Raw genomic sequence first — 22,229 nt, forward strand, 5'->3', positions numbered from 1 at the left:
AACTGCGGTTTCTCGCACTGCGGGCAATTCGGTCGTTGGGGTATGAGGTGCGGCGGGTGGCGGACCCGGCGAAGCTGGAGGTCGAGCCCGCCGGCAGCGACCCGGTTACGGTCGAGTATTGCCCGACAAAACGCGGCTATGCGGTGTTCGAAATCCCGCTCGAGGACTGCCGCGCGTTTCACACGATCGGCTTGCCGCTGGCGCCGCACGTCCACCCGTTCGTCCAGGCCTTCGACGTTGCACGGCGCGACGCCAGCGCGGATCGCGGACGGCGCGCGTTTACCGAAATCCTGGAGCGTTATTACGCCTCGGTGCGGCCGACGTCCGCATGCGACGTCGTCGGGCTCGGCGCGGCGGATGCGCCGGGCCTGCGCGACGTGCCGCCGATCGGCTATTTGTACCCGTGGTCCGAGCTCGGGGTCGCCGAAATCATCGCGCGGCGCAAACGGTCATTGAAATATGTTGGGATGCGCTACGGGGTCAGTCCTGGCGACGACGCCGGCCATACCTTCTTCGGCCCGGTGCAGGCGGCCAGGGTGGAGCTGCAGGTGACCCGCTTGCACGCGCTCCTCGAGGCGGTGCGGCGGGACGGTTTCAAACCCTTTGCGCGCGATTTCCCGACCAAGGTTGTCGCTTTGCGCAAGGCCGGCCGCAACCGCTGGCTGGTCGAGGAAGGCCAGCACCGGTTTGCGCTCGGGGGAGCGCTCGGAACGGCGGCGATACCGTCAATCGTGACCAGCGTGATCCGGCGTGAAGACGCGCCTTACTGGCCCCAGGTGGTTGCCGGGATTTTCACCGAAGCGGGTGCCCTGGCGCTGTTCGATCGCCTCTACGACGGCGTGCCGGCGCCGATCGCCCGCGACTGGTCGACCGCAGCTGCCACGCCGGTCGAGCCGCTCACAAGCGGGGCGGATCGCGGCCGTAGACGTCGCCGATGAAGCGGACTGCCGGCTGCCCGGGGACCGCGGTGAGGTAGGTGATGAACACCGGGACCGGCGCGGGCAGGTCGATCCTTCGCTCGCGCTCCTCGGTGGTCAGCGACAGCTCGCGCCCGAACAGCCACGATCCCAGCCGCCACGCGTCCTCGAGCCGGACGCAGCCCGCGCTTTCGACCCGGACCGATTTCGCGAACAGCTGTCGTTGCGGCGTGTCGTGCAGCCACACGCCCTGCGAATTGGGGAACATGTACTTGATGCGCCCCATCGAGTTGGCCGGCCCCGGCAGCTGCCGCATCTGGACCGGCAATTTGCCCGCCGCGACCGCCTTCCAGTCGATCGTTGCGGCATCGATTACGCGCAGGCCGGGGCCGAAATCGGAGACGACCTCATACCCCTGTTGCTTGAGGTAAGCGGTCCCGCGCTTGAGGACATTGGGCGCCAGGCGCCCGGTGATGTCGGTCGGCACGTTCCAATAGGGGTTCATCACGGCATGGCGGATGAACGCGTTCATCAGCGGCGTCTGGGCGTCGCGGCGCCCGACTACCACCTTCATCTCGTCGGCGACTTTTCCGTTTTCGACCATGTACAAGCGCTGGTTGGCGGTGTTCACGAGCACGTAGCGCTGCGCTCCGGCCGGCAACGCGCGCGCCCGCTGCAGGTTGAGCGAGAGGACATAACGGTCCTGCTCGCTGAGCGATGAATGCAGTGCGTGGCGAAGCTGCCCGTAAACCGGGTTCATCCAGCCGACCTCGCTGATGTACGCAGCAAGCGACGGCGCCTGTGCCGCGCGTTGCAGCGCCTCGAGCGGCTTTGACGGCGCCGGCTTGAGCTCCGGATCGACATAGATCACGCCGACGCGCGGATCGCTTTGCAACGCCGCGGCGTAGGCCACGAACGCCTCGCTCAGCATCGTTTCGGCGCGCTTCACGGCCTGCGCGTCGCCGCTGGCGGCCGCGCGCGTGGCGACGAGCAGCGCGCCAACCTCGAAGCTGCCCTTGGCCAAGCCGTCGACCTCGGACGAGCTCAGCAGCCTGATCAGCTGCTCGGCGGCGTCACCCGCCGCAGGGGCAAGCCACAGCGGCCGTCCGCCCCGCGCGCGATAGAATGTCTCGACGGGCGATGCGGTTGCCGCGGCGGTCCTTGCGAGCGGGGTTTTCGCGCTCGCGGTCGTGGCGCCGGGCAGCAGCGCGGCGGCCAGCGCGCCGGCAATGGCCGCTCGCTGCACGCGTCTGTACGGTCGGACTGCCGGGTCGCGCGGTGCGGTGGTCATCCTCGCCTTTCTCGTTCGCCCGACGCAAGAATCCGGTCACGCGGCGGCACTTCTTCAAGCGTCTCCGTATGTTACGCAACCATTTTCGCAGCGTGACGGCAACCATCGGGGGAGAATTGCCCCGGACCGGGACTGCGCTCGGCTCGCCTTCGGCAACCGCTCAGCGGCTGGCGACGACCTCCGCCTTGCGGATCACCGGCACCGCCCCGTCGCCGATCGTCGCGAAGCCCGACCAGTAGAACGGGTGCGAGGTGGCCGGCGCGTCCATCAGCCCGGTCTGCGCCGCGCGCAGCGCGCCCGCCACCGACGTCCCCGCCGGCGCGCTGAACAGCCCCGAGATCAGGCGCTGGGTGGCGTTATAGTCGTCCGGCACCGGCCAATGGCTGGCGACCACCAGCCGCCCGCCGGCCCCGACGAACGCGCGCACCAGCCCGTCGAGCGCGAGCTCGCCGCCGGTCGCCAGGCCGGCGTCGCGGGTCGCCGCCGTGCTCGCCGCGCCGGCGGTATCGCACGCCGACAGGATCACCAGGTCGGCGTCGAGCCGGAGGTCGAAGATCTCGCGGAAGGTCAGCAGGCCGTCCGACCCGTCGCCCCCGAAGCTGGTCATCAGCGCCGGTTGCGCCGGGCATTTGCGCCGCGGCGAGGTGACGATGCCGTGGGTCGCGAAGTGGATGATGCGATACTCGCTCAAGTCCGGGCGACTCTTGATCGCGGTGTCGGTGAAGGCGTCCCCGGTGATCACTTCGGTGCGCCCGGCCTGCCCGGCCGAGAGGATCGAGCTGGCCAGCATCAGCTCCTCGGCCGAGATCGGCCGGTTCCACTGCGCCAGCGACAGCACGCAGTCGAGGTCGGCGACGCTGCGCGTGGTGCCCGCCGCGGTCTGCAGCGTCGCCCCCACCGGCGTATTCTGCCCGAGCCCGAGATATTCGCGCGCGGCGGTCGCGCGCGGCGCCATCCGCACGTCGCGGAACGCGCGCGCCGAAACCGACGTGCTGATGTCGCGGTCGCGCCCGAGCCACTGGACGCCGGTGAAATCGAACTCGCCGTCGCCGCCTGCCGCGGCGCGCTTGCGATAGGCCTCGAGGCCAGGCCCGGCCATCGCCAGCAGGTTCGGCGGCAAGCGCAGCATCGCCCCGTCCGGCTCGAAAATCAGGTGCTTCACCCCCGCCAGCTCGCTCGCGATCGGCTGGAACAGCCCGGCGTACAGCTGGTGCGACAGCGCGACGTCGAACGGGTAGGTCTTGCGCTGCCCCCCCTCGACTACCGAGATGCTGTCGCGCAACGCCTTGACCTGTTCCTCCAGCTGCTTGGCGTTGACCGCGGCGCGCCACGCCTTGGCGGTGGTCGCCGTGGCGAACAGCACGACCATGTCGTCGCCGACCGCGGTCATCTTGTAATAGGCCTCGCCGTCGCGCAGCTGGCCCTGCAACTCCTTGAGGTTGATGGTCGCGTTGGAAACCGCGCGGAAGCGCGGATAATCGGCCAGCTTGGCCTGCGTTGCGACCTGTTCGGTTCGCGCTTCCTCGAGCGTCGTGCGGAGCAGCGCGATGCGCGCGGTTTCGGCCGCTGCGGGCTGCTTGAGCGCCTCGAGCCGGGCGAGCTCGATCCGCCCGCGCTCGATCTGGCGGGTCAAGGTGACCGACTGGCGGAACAGCCGGGACGCCTCGTCGCTGCCGCCGCTGAGTTCGCGCGCCAGCACCGCCTGGGTCTGCGCGACGCCGGGCCGCAGCAGCACCTGGGTCGCCTCGAACAGGTCGGCGGTGGCCTGCGGGTCGTCGCCCTTGGCGAGCAGCAGCGTGACATACGGCCCAAGCACGCGGGCAAGGCCGGGCGGGGGGCTGGTCATCGCGGCATAGGCCTGGACGATTTCGCGGTAGAGCGCGGCGGAGGCTTCCGCCTGGCCGGAGCGGGCGAGATAGGCAGCCAGCCGGCCGCGCGCGCTGAACAACGCCGAGGACCCCGGATAATCGCTCTCGAGCAGCGCGATGCTGGCGCGGTACTGGCGGTCGGCCTCGGCCGCATTGCCGCCCTTTTCGGCGAGCGCCGCGAGCTCGCTCAAGATCTGCGCGCGCATCCACACGGTCGACGACACGCGGCCGCCGCGCACCGCCTTGAGCTTGGCGTCGGCCCGGCCCAGCGCCGCGGCGGCGCCGGCATCGTCGTTGCGCAGGCGCAGCGCCGAGCCGCGCAAATGCTCGGCCTGGCCGTCGAGAATCTGGGCTTTCTCCTCGGGCAGGAGGGCCGCGCTGGCCGCGCCGAGCTGGCGCGATGCCGAAGATTCCGTGCTCAGCCGGGCCGCCGTCGCCGGGTCGATGATGAGCTCGGCGATCGACTTGCTGGCCAGCGCGCTCGCCTGCGGCAGCGCCTTGTCGAGCTCGCGCAGCGCGGCCTGGGCCTGGCCCTGGTTGAGCAAATGCATCGCGCGGTAATTGCGGTGCTGGCGGGCGACCACGATATCGTCGCCGACCAGGTCACGCGCGCGGCGGAACAGCACGTCGGCCTCGGCGTAGCGGCCGAGGTTGGATTTCTGCAGCGCCTCGTTGACCAGCGCCTCGGCGCGCGGCGTGGTGCCGTCCTCGCTGCTCGACAGCGACGCGAAGAATTCGGCGCTTTCGGCATAGTTGCCGGCATTGTTGCGGCGGTAAGCCTCGGCCAGCGCGCGGCTCGCATCGAGGCTGCCCGCCTGCACCCGCGCGAACGCCGCGGGGTCGCCGGCGCCGGTGGTCGCGATCGATACTTCGCCCGCGACCGGTTTGTCGGCGATGACGTTGCGCAGGCCGAGCTGGAGCGCGCTGTCATAGCCGGCCAGCCCCTCGGCCGAGTAAAGCGTCTTGCCCTTGCGGACCTGGTACGCACGATAGCGCACGTCGGCGTCCTTGAGCCGGCACTCGCTGACCTGAACGCTGCCCAGCCCGGCGATCGTCTGCACCGTCGGCGCATCGCACGTCGCCCGCTCGGCGCGCGCCGCCGCGAGCCGCGCCGCGGGGTCGTCGCCGCGCACGCGCAAGGCGTGGAGCCGCCCGACCGGCACCGCGGCGTCGCGGCACACCACCGCATAGCCGCGGTCGAACATGTCGCCGAGCGCCTTGTCGTTGGTGGCCAGCTGCGCCGAGCACAGCACGCCCCCGCCGGTGCCGATGCGGAAGGTGTCGCGCACGCTCAGCGACTGCGCGCCGGCGCTGCCGTCGAGGATCAGCGCGGCGACTGCAGCCGCGGACGCGATCGCCACCCGGCTCATCTCACTTGTCCTCGCCGTCATCGTCTTCGTCCTCTTCCTCGTCATCGTCGTCGCCGCCGAACCACAGGCTGCTGTCGCCGCCGCTGGTGACGCCTTCGTCGATCAGCTGGTCGAGCACGACGTCGCCGGTTTCGAACAAGGCGCTGGCGAGGGTCACGCTGAGGCTGCCCTCGCCTTCGCTCTCGGTCTCGACGTCACCGGACGCGACCACTTCGACCGGACCGAGCACACTATCCGGGCCCGACACGGCGGGCGGCACCGGCTCCGGCTCGGGCTCAGGTCCCGGCCCCGGCCCCGGATCGACGCACGGACCGCTGAGGGCGCAGCCGTTGAAGCGCGATCCCGAAGTGAAACCGCCTTCGTCCGAATCGAAGTCGATCGTGCCGACGAAGGCCTCCCCGGTGAGCGGCGTGCCGTCGCCGTTGACGCCTTGGCCAAAGGCGAACACCGTCGTGTCTGGCGAGGAACTGCGCACCACCAGGCCGCCCGCGCCGACATTGATTCCGGCCGGCGATGCCGCGGTTCCGGTGTTCTGGACCAACAGGCTGTTGCCGACAGTGATCTCGATGCCGCCGGCGACGATCCGCCCGCGCTGGTCGTCCGCGCCCGGGTTGGTCGTCAGCGCATCGTTGCGGCCGGCGTACGACGGGTCCAGGTTGAGCGCGTCGAGCAGTGCCTGGTCGCCCGACCAGATGTCGGCCGCGGTCAACAGCAGTGTGCCCGCCGGTGTCTCGTTGGGCCCGACCATGCCGATCCCTCCGCCGGTCGAGGTGTTGATCTGGATCGAGCCGCCGGCGTTGATCGCCAGCACGTCGTCGGCGCCGCTGTCGAGGAACAGCACCAGCCCTTCGACCAGCACCGAGCCGTCGGTGTTGAGCTCGACATGGCTGGTGCCGCCGCCTTCGCCGGTCTGGCTGCCCTCGATCTCGACGTCGAGCAGCAACACGTCGGGCGCTTGCCCTTCGTTGGCGCCGATGGCGTTGATCACGACGCTGTCGGACTCGATGCTTTCGTCCCGGGTCAACCGCCACTGCAGGCCATCTTGACCGGTCGCACCGTCCACCTCCTCCCCGCCGCCAATGACGATCGGCTCGCCGTCACTGACCGCGTTGAGCACGATCGTCTCGGTCACGCCCTGCACGCCGAGGTCGCCGGTGATGTCGAGGTCGGCCGAGGTCACGGTGATTGCCGGCGCCGACACCGTGCCGCGGAAAGCGGCGACCCCACCGGCGGTGAACGCCGCCGAAGTGCCTGCGGTGACGTCCGCGACGGTAAAGTTGCCGCCGGCACTCACGGTGACCGTGGTGCCCGCGAACAGGTTGGCAACGCTAATGTCGCTGCCGGCCGTCAGCGCCAATGTCTGGGTTGCGTCGAGATCACTGCCGATGAAAATCGAGCCGCTCGAGTTGGCCGCGAAACTGTTTGCGCTGATCCCGGGATCCCCCGGCGCGTAAATCGGGCCGCTCCGTTGCGCCGCTTCCCCGTCGAGGCCGCCGGAGCCGATGAAGATGCCGCCAGACCCGCTGGGGCCGTTCGCGGCAAGCGTTGCATTGCCGAGGTAGGCGCTGCTGCCCTCCTCGGTGAACAGGTAAACGACGCCGCCGGTGTTGCCGCCATTGGCCTGGACGGAGAAGGCATCGGTGTCCAGCGACGAGGTCTGCCCGAGGTCTCCGCTTTCGAGCAGCGTGTAGGCAATGCCGCCGGACTGTCCGCCATTAACGGTCATTGCGACGCTGTTGGCGGTCAGGGACGAGCCGAGCAGTTCAAGCAAGGCGATGCCGCCGGTCGTGTCGCCATTGGCGGTGAGCGTGAGGTTTGCGGTGAGGTCGGACTCGAAAAGTTGGACGAATGCGATGCCGCCTGCGCCCGTGCCGGCAGTGCCGCCGCTGCCGCCGGCTCCGCCTTCGCCACTCGCCTCGAGCAAAGTGCTCGCCAGCGTTCCGGCGCCGCTGCTTTCGGCGTAAAGATAGGCCGCCCCGCCGGTGGCGATACCGCCATTGGCGGTGCCGCTGCCGCCGACGGCATTGGCAAGCACCTCGGTGTCACCGGTGACGGTCAGGTTCCCGTCGACGATGTCGATTTCCGATGAACCTCCCGCCGCCTGGCCGCCATCGCCGCCGCTGCCGACGCCGCCGGTGGCGGACGCGTCGACCCGCAGGCTCGCCGCCGTGAGCGCGCCATCGACCGAGAATTGGCCGTCGCCCCCGGCGGCTTGGCCGCCGGTCGATCCGCTGCCGCCAAACGCCGTGGTGGCGATGTCGGCGAGCACGCTGGCGGCAATACTGCCACCGGCATCCACGTCGACAAAGGCGCTGCCTCCAAACGCGTCGCCGCCGGCCCCCGCCGCGGTCGTGCCTGTCCCGCCATTGCCGCCGAACGCCCGCGCGTAAGCCGAGAAAATGTCCGCGGTCATTGTGCCCGCGACGTCGATCCAGGCGAACCCGCCCTCGGCCAGGCCGCCGGCGCCGCCAGCGCCCGACGATCCTGTCCCGCCCGCTCCGCCGCGCGACGTCGAGAACACCTGCAGTTCGGTGAAATCGGCCGTCCCCGCGGAGCCGAGGTAGAAATAGGCATTGCCGCCGAATGCGTCGCCGCCGGCGCCGCCGGTGGCGCCATTGCCGCCGATCCCGCCAGTGCCGTTGGCGGTCACGAACACGTTGCCCAGCTCGAGCGTCACCGGCGAGCCCTCGGTCTCGATTCCGCTGGAGATGTAAATCGACGCGTCGCCGCCAATGCCGTCGCCGCCGGCACCGCCGGTGCCGCTGGCGTTGGCAATTCCGGCGCCGCCGTGGCCGGCCCCCTCGATCCGCGTTTCGCCGGCCGCCGTCAGCGTGCCGCCGCTGCTGAAGATGTCGATTGCGCTCGACCCGCCGGTGCCGTCGCCACCGGTCGCCCCGGCGCCGCCGAAGCCGTTGGCCCACAATTGCAGTTCGCCCGCCGAGGTCAGGTCTCCGCCGTCGAGGCTGACCAGCGTCGAGCCGCCATAACCGAACCCGCCGAGATCTCCGCCGGACCCGCCGACTCCGCTTGAGCTGACGGTCAGCCCACCGGCGCCGAACGCCAGGCTGCCGCCGTTCGTCGCCTCGACATAACTGTACCCGCCCTCGCCGTCGCCGCCATCGCCGCCGGCGTTGGCGCCGCCGATGGCGTAGGTCGAAACCAGGCCCGCGCCGGTGACCGCGATGGGGCCGCCGCTGGCCGACAGCACGACCGTCCCGCCGAACCCGTCGCCGCCCAGCAATTGGCCCGGCGCGCTGGTGAATACGCCGCCGCCAAAGCCTTCGGCATAGGCACTGAGGTCGCCGCCGACGGTGATCGTGCCGCCGGTGGTGGTCACTTCCGCCGAGCCGCCATAGCCGTTGCCGCCCTGCGTCGCCCCCGCCTGCATGCCGCCGCCAAAGCCTTGCGCGGTCACCGTCAAATAGCCCGCGACGGTGATCTCGCTGCCGCTGTCCGAGCGCACTTCGGCGAACCCGCCATGCCCGTCGCCGCTGATGGTGTCGCCGGTCCCGGCGTTGGCTTGGCCCGTCGAGCTCGCGCCGACCGACAGCGAGCCGGCGGTGATCGTCGCATTGTTGGTCGCCACCACCGACGCCGATCCTCCGAACGCGTCGATGCTGTTGCCCGCGGTGGCCGCGGAGAAATTCTGGGCATTGGCCACCACGCTGGCGACTCCGCCGATGTCGATCGTGGCATTGTCAGCGATGATCGCGGCGGTCCCGCCCGATCCCGACGCGCTGATCGCCGACAGGATCGCGCCGCCATCGATGTCGACGCTGCCCCCGGTGTCGGCATAGATTCGCGCCGACGATGAAAATCCTGACAGGCTGGTGAACAGCACGGCTTGGCCGCCGACGGTGACGCTGTTGCCGTTGCTCGCGCCGAGCCACACATTGCCGCTGCCGGGCGAGCCGTAGGAGTTGAGCGCGACGTCCCCGGCGAACGTGATCGACCCGCTGTCGGCGGCGGCGATGATGTTGCCCCAGGACATCGCATTGACGTCCGACGAATAGGTCCCCGGGCCGATGTCGATGCCGGCGTTGGGCGTGCCGGACGCGTTTCCGCTCAGGCCGCTCGGCGTTTCCGTCACGCTCCACCCGGCGCGCAGGATGATGTCGCCATTGTCGATCGCCGCGCTGGTCGCCGCGTCGAAGCCGATGCTGCCGCCGAGCAGCATGGTCAGCGCCTGGTTCTTGGGCACCGCGACCAGGTAAGCGCGGTGATAGTCGCCGGTGCCGGTGCTCGACGGGCCGCCGGTCGAGCCGGTGTGGACGATGCCGTTGCTGTCGCCGGTGCCGACCGTGACCTGGATGTCGAACAGGCCCTGGTTCATGGTCATCGTGACGTCTTCGCCGGCGGCGTAGGCGGCGGTGCCGTTGACGCGCACCGCGCCACCTTGCTCGACGCGCGGCGCGACCAGCGCGACATAGCTGTTGTCGGGGGTGGCGGTGATCTGTGCGCCGGGCGCGATGGTGATCGCCGAGGTGCTGCCCGGCGTGGCAACGAAGCGCCCGGTGAAGCCGTTGGCGTCGGTCGAGAAACTGGTCACGTCGTTGGTGGTCAATAGCAGGCTGCCGACGTCGAACACGGCCGACGCGCCGACCACCATCCCGCCCGGGCTGTAGAACCACACGCTGCCGCCCGGGGTGACGTTCTGGCTCAAATCCTGGAGCTGGCTGATGACGGTGCCGTTGAACGCCACCGCCCGGCTCGGATCGGTCGGGACGATCCGGTTGAGCACGGTGAAGTCGGCGGTCGACCCCGGGTTGTTGGTGAACGTCGCGGTGTGGCCCGCGGGGAGGAAGTCGATGGTTCCGGTGCCCTCGTTGTCATACGGCGACCAGTTGATGGTGGCGGTCGACGTGCCGACCGTGATGGTCTCGGTGAAGTCCCCGGTGATGGTGCGGATTGCCGTGCCGTTGACGACCGTCTCGCTGCCCTGGAAAGCCTGGGCGTCGGCGCGCTGCGCGGGCAGCGCGACGGTGGCCAGCGCGGTCGCCGCGCACGACAGCAGGAGCCGCTCGCGGCGCGCCGGCCGGCGGGCGGGAAGCGGGGGGACGCAAGACGACTGAGCTGTCATTGGAAGCTCCATGGCCACAGGCGGGTGGTGAGCGAGATGAGCAGGCGATGGTCGGGCTTTTCGTCGAGCGGCCCGACCCGCTTGAGCGGGATGGCGTAGGTGGCGTCGAGGTTGAGCCCGCGGAACACCGTGCGCAGCCCGCCACCGACCGAGCTCAGGCGATCGGCGAAATCGCTGTTGTCGAGCAGGCGGTCGAGATTGTTGATCCGCGCATGGTCGAAAAACACAAATCCCTCGAAGGCGGGGACGCGCGGACCGGTCGGCACCAGGCTCCCCAGCCGCACTTCGGCCTGGAACCCGATGCCGCGGTCGCCGAGCAGGCTGCCGGGGTCGTAGCCGCGCCCGACGGTGTAGTTGCCGGCGGAGAATTCCTCGAAGCTGAGCAGCGGGTCGTCGGCCCATTGCCCGCGCACCCCGAGCGCCAGCGTAACCAGCCGCGCCGGGCGGTATTCCCCGTAGATGCTGCTGCGCACGACCGTCGCGGTGCCGTCGGCCTCGGTCCGGCTCGGCAGGACTTCACCCGGCCCGAGGCACTCGCTGCCCGTCTCGCCGCAGTCGGTGGCGTCGAAGATGTCGAGCCCGCGGCGCAATTCGATCAGGCCGCTCACCCGCCACAGCGGCTCGGCCAGCGATGATCCGCGGCGGGTGAAGTCGAGGCTGACCGCGTCGGCGGTGAGCCGCGCGAACGCGACCCGCAGGCGGTCGCGGGTCAGGTCGGCGTCCTCGATCTCGACGTCCTGGTCGACCAGGTCGAAGCCGACCGCGCCGCGCACCGTGTTCGACTGGCGGCGGATGAACGGGTAGCTGACCTCGGCGGTGGCGAACATCGTGGTCGCCCGCACGTCGGCGCCGCCGGCAATGTCGGGCCGCGCCCAGGCGTAGGTGAAGTTGCCCGACAGGGTCAGCCCCTCCGAACCCAAGCGGAAGTCGTGGCCGACCTGGATGGTGCGCTGTTCCTTGAGGTTGAAGGTCTCGAACAGTGCCACGGTGGTGCGGTCGCCGAGCCCGGTGAGGCCGAACAATTGCGCGCGCAGCAACCCGCCCCAGCGGCCCAGTTCCTGTGATCCGTAATTCTGGACATTGGCGTCGAGCACCCCGGCCAGCCGCAGCACGGTAACGTCCCCGACCACTTCGCCGGGGATGGTGCCCGCTGGGCGCAGGGTCAGCCGCACATTGTAGCCGGGCAGGTCGCTCGCCAGCAGCAAATAGCGCTCGGCCTCGTAGCGGTTGAACACCTCCTGGTCGGTCAACCGCCCGAGATAGCCGGCGATGGTCTGCTCGGCGCGGCCGGCGTCGCCGCGCACGCGGACCTGGACCAGCTTGGCCATCAGCACCTTGAACCGCACAGTGCCCTCGGCGATGCGCTGCTCGGGCACCTCGACTGAGGCGATGTAGCCGGCCCCGCGCAAGATAGTCGCCGCGCGGTCGCGGATTTCGCAGATCGCCGCGACCGGCTGTTCCTGGCCGACCAGGTCGGCGTAGGCCGGGGTGAGGTCGCCCGGAGCGAGCCCCCGCAGCCCCTCGAATTGAACATCGCGCAGGGTGAAACGGATCGCCTGGTTTTCCGGCGTGTCGAGGGCGCACGGGGCGCGCTCGATCCCGCCTTCTACGTCCAGCCGGGGCGGCCGCGGCGGTTCCGGCTGGGGCGGCGGACGGGTGACTTCTTCGCGGGTCGGCGCGACCGATTGCGCCTGGCCGGCGGTCGGTGTCGCCACCGCTGCCAGCGCCAGCGCCGTGGTTGCGCACAGGCCAATCCAGTCGGTTTTCTGGCGTGGATACTTTATCTTTACCGGTTGCAAATGCCTGGGCCCCCTCCAAGCTCCGCGAGTCGCTGCGGATGCGAGAGGCAATAGAGCACTTCAACTTTGGCCACGCAACATATTGGAGCGGAACGCGAATGCGCGGAGCGCGGCGGGGCGCGCAAATAGCCCGCCGGAAGCGTGTCTAAAGGGCGCTGTTAACCGGCGTTATTCGATTGTGCGGCAAGCACCTGACCGGCCAACACTCGACACTAACAAAATTCACTGCCCGTCCACTCTTGCATTTGTACAAAAATCTGTACATATAGCTGTACAAGAGTTTGGAGATTCTAATGGACGTGCTCTCGTACACCGATGCACGGGCTAATTTGAAGGCCGTGATGGACCGTGTTGTCGATGACAAGACGCACGTGGTTGTCACACGCCAAAAGGCCGAGGCAGTCGTCATGGTCTCCCTTTCCGAGTGGAACTCGATTGTGGAGACCACGCACCTCCTCTCATCCCCGCTAAACGCGCTGCGCCTTCGCCGCTCGATTGAGCAGATGGACGCAGGCAAGGGGCAGGAGCGCGAATTGATTGACCCGTGAAGGTCCATTTCTCCGACGAAGCGTGGCAGGATTATCAGCACTGGGTCGCCACTGACCCAAAAACGCTCCTGCACCTTAATTCATTGATCGCAGAATGCAGACGAAACCCGTTTAAGGGGATCGGCAAACCAGAGCCATTGAGAGACAGCCTCAAAGGCTGGTGGTCGCGCCGCATCAACGGCGAAGATCGTCTCGTTTATCGCGTTGAGGGCAAGGGCAACGAGCAGCGGCTAGAGATTATCCAGTGCCGCCGGCACTACTAGCGATACGGCTGCGCTGGCGGCTGACTACAAAGGGCATGACCGAGGGAGGGATGGGCCGGAAGGCGGTGCTTGCATCTGGTCCGAAACGGGCCGGGCTCGCGACAGGGAACAATGCCACCGCTGTCATTCGAATGCGCGCTCGGGCGCGGCCAGCCACTGGTCGATGACGGTGGCGATGCGCGGCGCGGCGCGGCCGTCGCCATAGGGCAGAGCGGGACGGCTCATGGTCGCCAGCGCCAAGGGGTCGGCGAGCAGCCGGCGCACCGCCGCGACGATCCGCGCCGGGTCGGTCCCGACCAGCTCGATATTGCCGGCGGCGATCCCTTCCGGCCGCTCGGTCTTGTCGCGCAGCACGAGCAGCGGCACGCCGAGCGCCGGCGCCTCCTCCTGCACGCCGCCCGAATCGCTCAGCATCAGCGTGCACTCGAGCATCGCCGCGATCATCTCGCGGTGACTGCACGGCGCGCGCAGGCGGATGTTGCGCTGGCGCCCGAGCAGCCGCCGCGCGCGAGCGGCGAGGTGCGGGTTGGGATGCAGCACCACCGCGATCTCGGCGATTCCCTCGGCAGCAATTGCCCGCAATGCGGCGGCGATCGCCTCGAACCCGCTGTCCCAGCTTTCGCGGCGGTGAAACCCAACCAGCAGCAGCGGCTGGCCGCGATCACGCGCGCGGGTCGCGGGCAACGCCGCCTTGACCGCGACCAGCGCATCGATCCCGCTGTTGCCGGTGACGTGCACCGCGCCCTGGATCCGCTCGGCGTCGAGGTTGGCAGCGCTGGTCGCGGTCGGCGCGAACAGCAGATCGGCACGGCGGTCGATCGCGACGCGGAAGATTTCCTCGGGCCACGGCAATCGCGCGTCATGCGTGCGCAGCCCCGCCTCGACATGCGCCAGCGGGACCTTGGCCACGCGCGCCGCAAGCGCGCCCGCCGCCGCGCTCGAGGTGTCGCCCTGGACGACCAGCAAGTCGCACCTATCGTGCTTGAGCAGCGGCACCAGCGCCTTGCTCACCGCGCGGACGTGCGCGTGCGGGTTGGTCTCCCCCGGGCAGCGCAAATTGACCGCCGGCAGCGCATCGAGCCCGAACGCGGCGGGGTCGAGCGCCGGATGCTGGCCGGTCAGGATCAGCCCTGGAGCGAGCCCGCGCTTAGACAGCGCGGCGGCGACCGGAGCGAGCTTGATCGCCTCCGGCCGGGTCCCGACCACCATCTTTATGCGGGCACGCAGCCTTCCCCCTAGCTCGGCCCGACCAATCTGCGCCCACTATGGACCAAGCGCAAGCGGGGCAGGGGCGAGGGCGGCGGGCGCGGGCGGGGCGGCGACGCCCTAGCGGAAGTTGTCGGAGTAGGCCTGCAGCTTGAGCCGCACCGGCTTGGCCGGGACGAGGTGATAGGCGAGCCCGTTGCGCGTTGCGTAGGCGATCGCCTCGTCGCTGGTGGCGAAGGTCATGCGAATTTGGGTCGCGGTGTCGCCCGATCCCGCCCAGCCGGTCAGCGGGTCGGGGCGCAGCGCTTCGGCGCGTTCGAACTCGAGCAGCCAGCGCCCGGCATTTGCCTTGCCCGACTGGGTGGTCTTGCGCTCGAGCTCGGAAATGCGGGCGACGGTCATGGCCTGCCCGTGGCAAAGCGCGGCGGGTGAATCAAGGCCATGCTCAATACGCCCGGGCGATGGCGAACTCGACCGCCTCGGTCAGCGCCGCCTTGGCCTTGCCCGCGGGGAACGGCGCCAGCGCGTCGATCGCGCGGCGGCCGTAGTGGCGCGCGCGCTCGATGGTGTCGGCCAGCGCATTGGTCGCGCGCATCAGGCCGATCGCGTGCGCGAGGTCGGCGTCGGTGGCGCGCTCGCCGGCCATCGCCGCCGCCCAGAAGGCGCGGTCGGCGGGCGCGCCGCGGGCGTGGGCGAGGATCACCGGCAGGGTCATCTTGCCGTCGCGGAAATCGTCGCCGACGCCCTTGCCCATGGTTTGCTCGTCCGATGCATAATCGATCACGTCGTCGACCAGCTGGAACGCGATGCCGAGGTTGCGGCCGTAGCTGTCGAGCGCCAGCTCGGCGTCCTCGCCGGCCTCGGCGACGACCGGGGCGACGCGGCAGGCGGCGGCGAACAAAGCCGCGGTCTTGGCCCCGATGATCGTCAGATATTGCTCTTCGCCGGCGTCGATGCGGCGCTGGGCGGTCAGTTGCTCGACCTCGCCCTCGGCGATGACGGCGGACGCATTGCTGAGAATTTTCAAGACCTTGAGGCTGCCGTCCTCGACCATCAGCTCGAACGCGCGGCTAAATAGGAAATCCCCCACCAGCACGCTCGCCGGATTGCCCCAGATGATGTTGGCGGTTCTCTTACCGCGGCGAGTCCCGGAGCCGTCGACGACGTCGTCATGCAGCAGCGTCGCGGTGTGGATGAACTCGACCGCGGCCGCGAGCTTGTGGTGGCGCGTGCCGGTGTAATCGAGCAGCGCCGCCGACGCCAAGGTCAGCATCGGCCGCATCCGCTTGCCCCCGCCGGCGATCAAATGCCCGGCGAGCTCGGGGATCAGCGCCACTTTCGACTGCATGCGCTCGAGGATCACCGCGTTGACGCCGTTCATGTCGGCCGCGACGAGGTCGACCATCGCGGTGAGCGACGGTTCGCGGGCGGGACGCAGCGGGAGGACGGTCGCGGTCACGGCGCCGCCCTAGCCAAGCAGCGGCGAATTTCCTAGCCCGCCGGCAGGCTCAGCCGCGCCATCAGGCCGCCGAGATCCTCGCTTTCCTCGAGCGTGATGGTGCCCCCGTAGATCTCGGCGACATCGCGCACGATGGCCAGCCCGAGCCCGGTGCCCGGCTTGCCGGTGGTGTCGAGCCGCGCGCCGCGCTGGAACAGCGTGCCGCGTTCCTCTTGCGGAATGCCGGGCCCGTCATCCTCGACCAGCACGTCGATCATCACGCCGTTGGGCTCGACCGTCACGAACACCCGGCCATTGCCGTATTTGGCGGCATTCTCGATCAGATTGCCGAGCATTTCGTCGAGGTCCTGGCGCTCTACGCGGACCTCGGCGGTGCGGTCGCCGGCGATGTCGACGGTGGAGCTTTCATACAGCCGGTCGACCGCGCGCTGGACCGCTTCCAGGCTGTCCCACACCTTGGCGCGGGCCTGGGCCGAGGCGCGGCGGCCGATCGCGCGGGCGCGGGCCAAATGGTGATCGACCTGGCGGCGCATCGCCAGCGCCTCGCGGCACACCGTCGCCGAGAGGTCGGGTGCGCGCGCGGTGGCGGCATTGGTGATCACCGTCAGCGGGGTCTTGAGCGCATGGGCGAGATTGCCGGCGTGGCGCCGCGCTTCCTCCGCTTGCTCCTCGCTGTGCGCGAGCAGCTGGTTGATCTCCTCGGTCAGCGGGCGGATTTCACCGGGGAACGACTGGCTGATGCGGGTCTTGCCGCCCGAGCGGATCAGCGCCACCTCGCGCCGCACCCGGCGCAGCGGCCACAGCCCGTACACCGTCTGCAAGGCGGCGAGCACGAGCAGGCCGATGCCGAGGGCGAGGAAGCTCCAGAACAGGGTCGAGCGCAATTCGCGCATCTGGTCGTCGATGATGTCGCGCGACTGGGCGACCTGGAACCGCCATTTGACCTCGGAGCCGGGCAGGATGACGTCGCGCTCGACGATGCGCAGCGGCTCGCCGGCGAATTCCCCGCTGTTGTACTTGTGGACCTTGATGTCGTTGTGGCGGTTGGCGACACGCAGGCGGCGGTCCCACAACGAGCGCGACGGAAAAGTGTCGGCGCCGCCCCCGCTGACCTGGAAATAGACGCCGGAATAAGGCTCTATGAAGCGCTGGTCGGCGGGCGGGCGGTTGAAGCGGACTTCGCCGTCGGGGCCGATTTCCGACGCCGCGATCATCGCGTTCAAGACATATTCGAGCTGGTTGTCGAAATTGCGCACGATTGAGCTGGTCATCACCCGGTCGAGCGCGAAGCCACCGATCACCAGCAGCAAAGTGATCCACAACGCCGCAACGACGATCATCCGCCGCGTCAGCGAGCCGATGGTCGCGCGGCGCGCGCTCCCGGCCGGAGCCGCCGCCGCCGTCATCGGAGGGGCGGCGTCGGCATTCAAGCGGGGCCGTCCTCGAGGCTGTAGCCGAGGCCGCGAATGGTGGTGATGACGTCGGCGCCCAATTTCTTGCGGATGCGCGTCACGAACACCTCGATGGTGTTCGAATCGCGGTCGAAGTCCTGGTCGTAGATATGCTCGATTAGTTCGGTGCGGCTGACCACCTTGCCCTTGTGATGCATCAAATAGGACAGCAATTTATATTCCTGCGCGGTCAATTTGACCGGCTCGCCCGCCTTGGTCACCTTGCCCGAGCGGGTGTCGAGGCGGATGTCGCCGGCGTTCAATTCGCTCGACGCATTGCCCGAGGCGCGGCGGATCAGCGCGCGCAGGCGCGCGATCAATTCCTCGGTCTGGAACGGTTTGGCCAGATAATCGTCGGCTCCGGCGTCCAATCCGGCGACCTTGTCCGACCATGAATCGCGCGCGGTCAGCACCAGCACCGGCATCCGCCGCCCTTCCTTGCGCCAGCGATCGAGCACGGTCAGCCCGTCGACCTCGGGCAGGCCGAGATCGAGGATCACCGCGTCATAGCTCTCGGTCGAGCCGAGATAATGCCCGTCCTCGCCGTCGGTGGCGAGGTCGACCGCATAGCCGGCGCCCTCCAGCGTCGAGCGCAATTGCCGCCCGAGATTGGGTTCGTCCTCGACGATCAGCACGCGCATCTATGGTTCCCCTGGAATGGCTAGGCCTGTTCAACCCGCCTCAAGCTGAACGGTTGCTTGGCCGCAACGAGTTCCCCCGCCACTGGGGAGCGGCGGCGGCGCTGTCAATCGCGGTAGGCCGTGGCGGTCGAAGAGAGCGACGGGGGGCCGGCGCGGGGATTACGGCTTCGACTTGCCCTTGATGCGGCCGGTGGCGGCGTCGACGTCGACCCAGATCACGCGGCCGTTGCGCATGAACTTGAGGCGGTAGGTCTCGCCGTTGAACTCGGGGCCGAGGTAATCGGCGCCGTCCATGAACGGCATCACCCGGCGCTCGATCCTGGGCAGCGGCATCGAGCGGCCCTGCTGGGTCGCCTCGAACGCGCGGTCCTGGTCGCGCGGGCGGTCGGCCAGCGCGGGGGAGGCGGCGAGGCCCGCGCTCAGCGCGGCCAGCAAGAGGCGTTTCGTCAGGGTCATGGCGATTCTGTGGGCGGTTCTAACATAAACCATTGAATGCCCTATGAATGATGCTGAACGGCAAGGTTCAGGCGCACAGCGTGACTCAAAATCGGCGCGAGGGCCAGTAAATCCTCGGTTAACGCGGGCTGCCGCCGCGCTCTCGAAATCGCGCGGCGGAGCGGCTAGGGGCGGCGCGATGGCGGCCCCGATCCTCTCCTACGAAGGCCTCGGCCTGGTCCAGGGCGAGGGCTGGCTGTTCCGCCAGATCGACGTCCATGTCCGCCCGCGCGACCGGCTGGCGCTGATCGGGCGCAACGGCGCGGGCAAGACGACTTTGCTCAAATGTCTCGCCGGGCTGATCGACACCGACGAGGGGCGGCGGACGATCGTGCCGGGATCGCGCGTGGTGCTGCTCGAGCAGGATCCGGACATGGCGGGGCATGAAACACTGCTCGACTGGGTGCTGGCGGGGGAGGGCGCACCGGCCGAGCATGAAGCGGCGGCGATCGCGGGGCAATTGGGGGCGAACCTGTCGCGCCCGGTGGCGACCGCGAGCGGCGGCGAGCGGCGGCGGGCGGCGATCGCGCGGGCGCTGGCGCAGGACCCCGACGTGCTGCTGCTCGACGAGCCGACCAACCACCTCGACCTCGCCGCGATCGAATGGCTGGAGGACTGGCTGGGGCGGTTTGCCGGCGCGTTCATCGCCATCAGCCACGACCGCACCTTCCTCGCGCGGCTGACCAAAAGCTGCCTGTGGCTCGACCGCGGCAGCCTGCGCCGGGCCGAAATCGGCTTCGGCGGGTTCGATGCCTGGACCGAGCGGGTCTACGCCGAGGACGAGCGCGCCGCCGAAAAACTCGACGCCAAATTGAAGCTCGAATTGCACTGGCTGCAGCGCGGGGTGACCGCGCGGCGGCGGCGCAACCAGGGGCGGCTGGCCAAGCTTGGCGAAATGCGCGCGCAGCGCGCGGCGATGCTCGGCGCGGCGGGCACCGCCAAGCTCGGCCTCGCCCGCGACGAGGTGCGGACCAAGACCGTGATCGACGCCGAGCATGTCACCAAGAGCTTCGTCACCAGCAAGGGCGAGCGCACGATCATCCGCGATTTCTCGCTGCGCGTGCAGCGCGGCGACCGGATCGGCGTGGTCGGGCCCAACGGCGCCGGCAAGACCACCTTGCTCCGGCTGCTGACCGGCGAGATCCAGCCCGACGCGGGGACGGTGACGCTGGCCAAGACGCTGTCGGGGATCGTCATCGATCAGCAGCGCAAATTGATGGAGCCGGGCAAAAGCGTGCGTGACATCCTCGCCGACGGCGGCGACTGGGTCACGGTGCGCGGGGTGAAGAAGCACATCAAGGGCTATCTGAAGGAGTATCTGTTCGACCCGTCGCTGACCGAGGCGCCGATCGGCTCGCTGTCGGGGGGCGAGCGATCGCGGCTGCTGCTGGCGCGAGAATTTGCGCGCGAGGCCAATCTGCTGGTGCTCGACGAGCCGACCAACGACCTCGACCTCGAGACGCTCGACCTGCTGCAGGAGGTGATCGCCGATTATGAGGGGACGGTGCTGATCGTCAGCCACGACCGCGATTTCCTTGACCGCACGGTGACCATTACGCTCGGGCTCGACGGCTCGGGGCGGGTCGACGTGGTGGCGGGGGGCTATGAGGATTGGGTCAAGCGGAAAGCCCCCCTCCCGCGCGCGGGAGGGGTTGGGGGAGGGCCTGTCAAAGCCTCGGACAGGCCCTCCCCTCCCGCAAGCGGGAGGGGGAAACTGACCTACAAGGACCAACGCGACCTCGACCGCCTCCCGGCCGAAATCGAGCGGCTCGAGGCGGCGATCGCGGCCGACGAAGCGGCGCTCCACGACCCGGACTTATACGCGCGCGATCCGGCGCGGTTCGCCGCGCTGACCGCCGCGATCGACCGCCACCGCGCCGAAAAAGACGCCGCCGAGCAGCGCTGGCTCGAAGTCGCCGAAATCGCCGAGGCGTTAGGCGGCTAGCTTCGCGCGCACCCGCTCGTCGACCCGCCGCTCGAAGATCGTCAGCGGCATCGCGCCTTCGTACAGAATGTCGTGGAAATCGCGCAGGTCGAACTTGTCGCCCAGCGCCGCCTGCGCCTTGGCCCGCGCCCGCGCCCACGCGATATGCCCGATCTTGTAGCTGCACGCCTGCCCCGGCGAGGCGCAATAGCGCTCGATCTCGCGCTGGGCGCGCGGCCGCGGGAAGCCGGTCGCGGCGATCATGTGGTCGGTCGCCTGCGCCACGCTCCAGCGCTTGTGGTTGAGCCCGGTGTCGACCACCAGCCGCTCGGCGCGGAACAGGAACGACTGCAAATAGCCCGCGCGCTCGATGCCGTTATAGGCGCCCAATTCGTCGGCGAGCTGCTCCGAGTAGAGCGCCCAGCCCTCGCCATAGGCCGAATAGAAAGCGGTGCGGCGCAGCATCGGCATCTCGCCCGAGCCCTGCGCGATGCTGAGCTGGAGGTGGTTGCCGGGAAAACCTTCGTGGAAGGTCAGCGCGGGCAGCGAATATTTGGGCCAGTCGCCGGTTGATTTCAGATTGATGAAGTAAATCGCCGGGCGCGAGCCGTCGAGCGCGGCCTGGCGGTAATAGCCGTTCGATGCGCCGTCCTGGATTTCGGGCGGGACGCGGCGGATCTCGAGCGGGTCCTTGGGCGGGTTGCTGAACGCTTGCGGCATCTTGGCGGAGATCGCCGCGACGCTCGCGTTCAGGCCCGCGATCAGCTCGGCGCGCCCGGCGTCGGTGTTGGGGTAGAGCTGGGCGGGCGACTTGTTGAGCACGGTCAGCCGCTCGCCGACGCTGCCCGATGTGTATCCGGCGGCGCGCAGGATGGTATCGAGCTGGGCGCTGATCTCGGCGACCTGCTGGAGCCCGAGCGCGTGGATCTCGTCGGCGCTGAAAGTGGTCGTGGTCGCCTCGGCGAGCGCGGCGGCGTAGATCGCATCGCCTTGCGGAACGCGCCAGATGCCGTCGCCCGGTGCGGCGGTCGGGCGCAGCGCGACGATCGCGGCGATCTGGCGGTCGAGCGCGGGATACACCGTCTCGGCGACAATCCGCGCGGCGCGGCGAGTCCAGTCGCCGGCGATGCCCTTGGCCGCGGCGCGGGTGGCGAGCGAGGTCGTCATGTTGCTCTGCGTCGGCGATGGCGCGCGCAGCGCCCGCATCTGCCCCAGCGCGAGGTCGAGCGACCAGCCCGGCGCGAGCATCCCGCGCGCGGCCTGGCGGCGCTGCTCCTCGGTCTCGTTGTCGAGTAATGTGGCGAACTGCGCGAGGCGCGACAGATAGGCCTCGGCGTCGGCCGCGGTCTCGATGGTGTGCGCCGAATCGAGGAAGTCGGGGATGGCGAAATACGCGCCGTCTTGCTGGCTGATGACGTAGGGCGATTGCGGGTTGGAAATGTCGAACCGTTCGGGGCCGATGTTGCTGGTGCGCAAGTCCCACAGCACGACGTCGCGGTTGAGCTTGGCCGAGCTCGACAGATCGCCCTCGGGCACCGCGGCGAGGCCGGCGATGAACTTGTTGGTGCGCGCGATTTCCTCGATCCGCGCCTGCCGGTCGGGGCGCAGATCGAACTGCGAGCGCAGGGCCGCCAGCGGGCCCTTGTCGAGCCCGTAATAGGTCGCGGTCATCGGCTGGGTCCGAACCTGCTCCTGGAAGATCGCCTCGAACAAAGCGTTGAGCGCCGCGTCGCCTGAACCCGCCGCCGCCGCGGGAGGCGCGAGCGGCGCGGCGATGACCGGCGGCAATGCCCGCGCGGCGCACCCGGCAAGCAGCGGCACGGCGATCGCGGCGCTGCCGGTGGACAGGAATTGACGACGATCCATGAATAGTCTCCCGATTTATTGGGCGGGAGACTAAGCCAGTCGCAATTTGCC

General features: G+C 69.3%; 15 protein-coding genes. 4 read left to right on the forward strand and 11 right to left on the reverse strand.

Going from position 1 to position 22,229, the window contains the following annotated elements; all coding sequences use genetic code 11:
* The first annotated feature begins 56 nt into the window (after window positions 1–56).
* A complete protein-coding gene (locus tag RMP08_RS02700; protein ID WP_310467436.1) occupies window positions 57–938 on the forward strand; it encodes a hypothetical protein in 882 nt (293 codons plus the stop codon).
* Here RMP08_RS02700 and RMP08_RS02705 read toward each other — a convergent pair.
* The 4 genes from RMP08_RS02705 to RMP08_RS02720 all read right to left on the reverse strand — a co-directional run bounded on the left by RMP08_RS02705 (window position 898) and on the right by RMP08_RS02720 (window position 12,241).
* On the reverse strand, window positions 898–2,163 hold the full coding sequence (locus RMP08_RS02705) for a L,D-transpeptidase family protein (protein ID WP_310467437.1): 1,266 nt from the start codon (window positions 2,161–2,163) through the stop codon (window positions 898–900). The two genes, RMP08_RS02700 and RMP08_RS02705, sit on opposite strands and share 41 nt — an antisense overlap.
* Window positions 2,164–2,368: 205 nt before the next feature.
* On the reverse strand, window positions 2,369–5,467 hold the full coding sequence (locus RMP08_RS02710; protein WP_310467438.1) for a CHAT domain-containing protein: 3,099 nt from the start codon (window positions 5,465–5,467) through the stop codon (window positions 2,369–2,371).
* A complete protein-coding gene (locus tag RMP08_RS02715) occupies window positions 5,448–10,526 on the reverse strand; it encodes a hypothetical protein (RefSeq protein ID WP_310467439.1) in 5,079 nt (1,692 codons plus the stop codon). The genes RMP08_RS02710 and RMP08_RS02715 overlap by 20 nt, the downstream gene beginning before the upstream one ends.
* On the reverse strand, window positions 10,523–12,241 hold the full coding sequence (locus tag RMP08_RS02720) for a ShlB/FhaC/HecB family hemolysin secretion/activation protein (protein ID WP_310467440.1): 1,719 nt from the start codon (window positions 12,239–12,241) through the stop codon (window positions 10,523–10,525). Before RMP08_RS02720 ends, RMP08_RS02715 begins: the two co-directional genes overlap by 4 nt.
* Window positions 12,242–12,618: 377 nt before the next feature.
* On the opposite strand from RMP08_RS02720, the gene RMP08_RS02725 reads away from it, so the two are divergent.
* The gene (locus tag RMP08_RS02725; RefSeq protein WP_310467441.1) at window positions 12,619–12,873 is read left to right on the forward strand and encodes a type II toxin-antitoxin system prevent-host-death family antitoxin; all 255 of its coding nucleotides are present in this window, start codon (window positions 12,619–12,621) and stop codon (window positions 12,871–12,873) included.
* Window positions 12,870–13,136 carry a Txe/YoeB family addiction module toxin gene (locus RMP08_RS02730; protein WP_310467442.1) on the forward strand — a complete coding sequence of 89 codons (267 nt, stop codon included), beginning with the start codon at window positions 12,870–12,872 and terminating at the stop codon, window positions 13,134–13,136. Before RMP08_RS02725 ends, RMP08_RS02730 begins: the two co-directional genes overlap by 4 nt.
* Before the next feature lie 123 nt (window positions 13,137–13,259).
* Here RMP08_RS02730 and wecB read toward each other — a convergent pair whose 3' ends face one another.
* The 6 genes from wecB to RMP08_RS02760 all read right to left on the reverse strand — a co-directional run bounded on the left by wecB (window position 13,260) and on the right by RMP08_RS02760 (window position 18,349).
* Window positions 13,260–14,345, reverse strand: coding sequence for a non-hydrolyzing UDP-N-acetylglucosamine 2-epimerase (gene wecB / locus RMP08_RS02735; protein WP_310467443.1), 1,086 nt, complete (start codon window positions 14,343–14,345; stop codon window positions 13,260–13,262).
* 117 nt (window positions 14,346–14,462) lie between these two features.
* Window positions 14,463–14,744, reverse strand: coding sequence for an NADH dehydrogenase ubiquinone Fe-S protein 4 (locus RMP08_RS02740; protein WP_310467444.1), 282 nt, complete (start codon window positions 14,742–14,744; stop codon window positions 14,463–14,465).
* Between the two features lie 43 nt (window positions 14,745–14,787).
* A complete protein-coding gene (locus RMP08_RS02745) occupies window positions 14,788–15,801 on the reverse strand; it encodes a polyprenyl synthetase family protein (protein WP_310467445.1) in 1,014 nt (337 codons plus the stop codon).
* A gap of 32 nt (window positions 15,802–15,833) precedes the next feature.
* Window positions 15,834–17,207: an ATP-binding protein gene (locus tag RMP08_RS02750; RefSeq protein WP_310467446.1), complete on the reverse strand. Its 1,374-nt coding sequence runs from the start codon at window positions 17,205–17,207 to the stop codon at window positions 15,834–15,836.
* 20 nt (window positions 17,208–17,227) lie between these two features.
* Entirely contained in the window at window positions 17,228–17,893 is a 666-nt protein-coding gene (locus tag RMP08_RS02755) for a response regulator transcription factor (RefSeq protein ID WP_310467447.1), read from the reverse strand.
* A gap of 159 nt (window positions 17,894–18,052) precedes the next feature.
* On the reverse strand, window positions 18,053–18,349 hold the full coding sequence (locus RMP08_RS02760) for a hypothetical protein (protein ID WP_310467448.1): 297 nt from the start codon (window positions 18,347–18,349) through the stop codon (window positions 18,053–18,055).
* A 178-nt stretch (window positions 18,350–18,527) separates the two neighbouring features.
* On the opposite strand from RMP08_RS02760, the gene RMP08_RS02765 reads away from it, so the two are divergent.
* Window positions 18,528–20,333 carry an ATP-binding cassette domain-containing protein gene (locus RMP08_RS02765; RefSeq protein WP_310467449.1) on the forward strand — a complete coding sequence of 602 codons (1,806 nt, stop codon included), beginning with the start codon at window positions 18,528–18,530 and terminating at the stop codon, window positions 20,331–20,333.
* On the opposite strand, the gene RMP08_RS02770 is transcribed toward RMP08_RS02765, so the two are convergent.
* The gene (locus tag RMP08_RS02770; protein WP_310467450.1) at window positions 20,322–22,178 is read right to left on the reverse strand and encodes a DUF885 family protein; all 1,857 of its coding nucleotides are present in this window, start codon (window positions 22,176–22,178) and stop codon (window positions 20,322–20,324) included. The two genes, RMP08_RS02765 and RMP08_RS02770, sit on opposite strands and share 12 nt — an antisense overlap.
* Window positions 22,179–22,229 lie beyond the last annotated feature (51 nt).

It is taken from the genome of Sphingomonas sp. (genome assembly GCF_031426035.1).
Taxonomy (GTDB): domain Bacteria; phylum Pseudomonadota; class Alphaproteobacteria; order Sphingomonadales; family Sphingomonadaceae; genus Sphingomicrobium.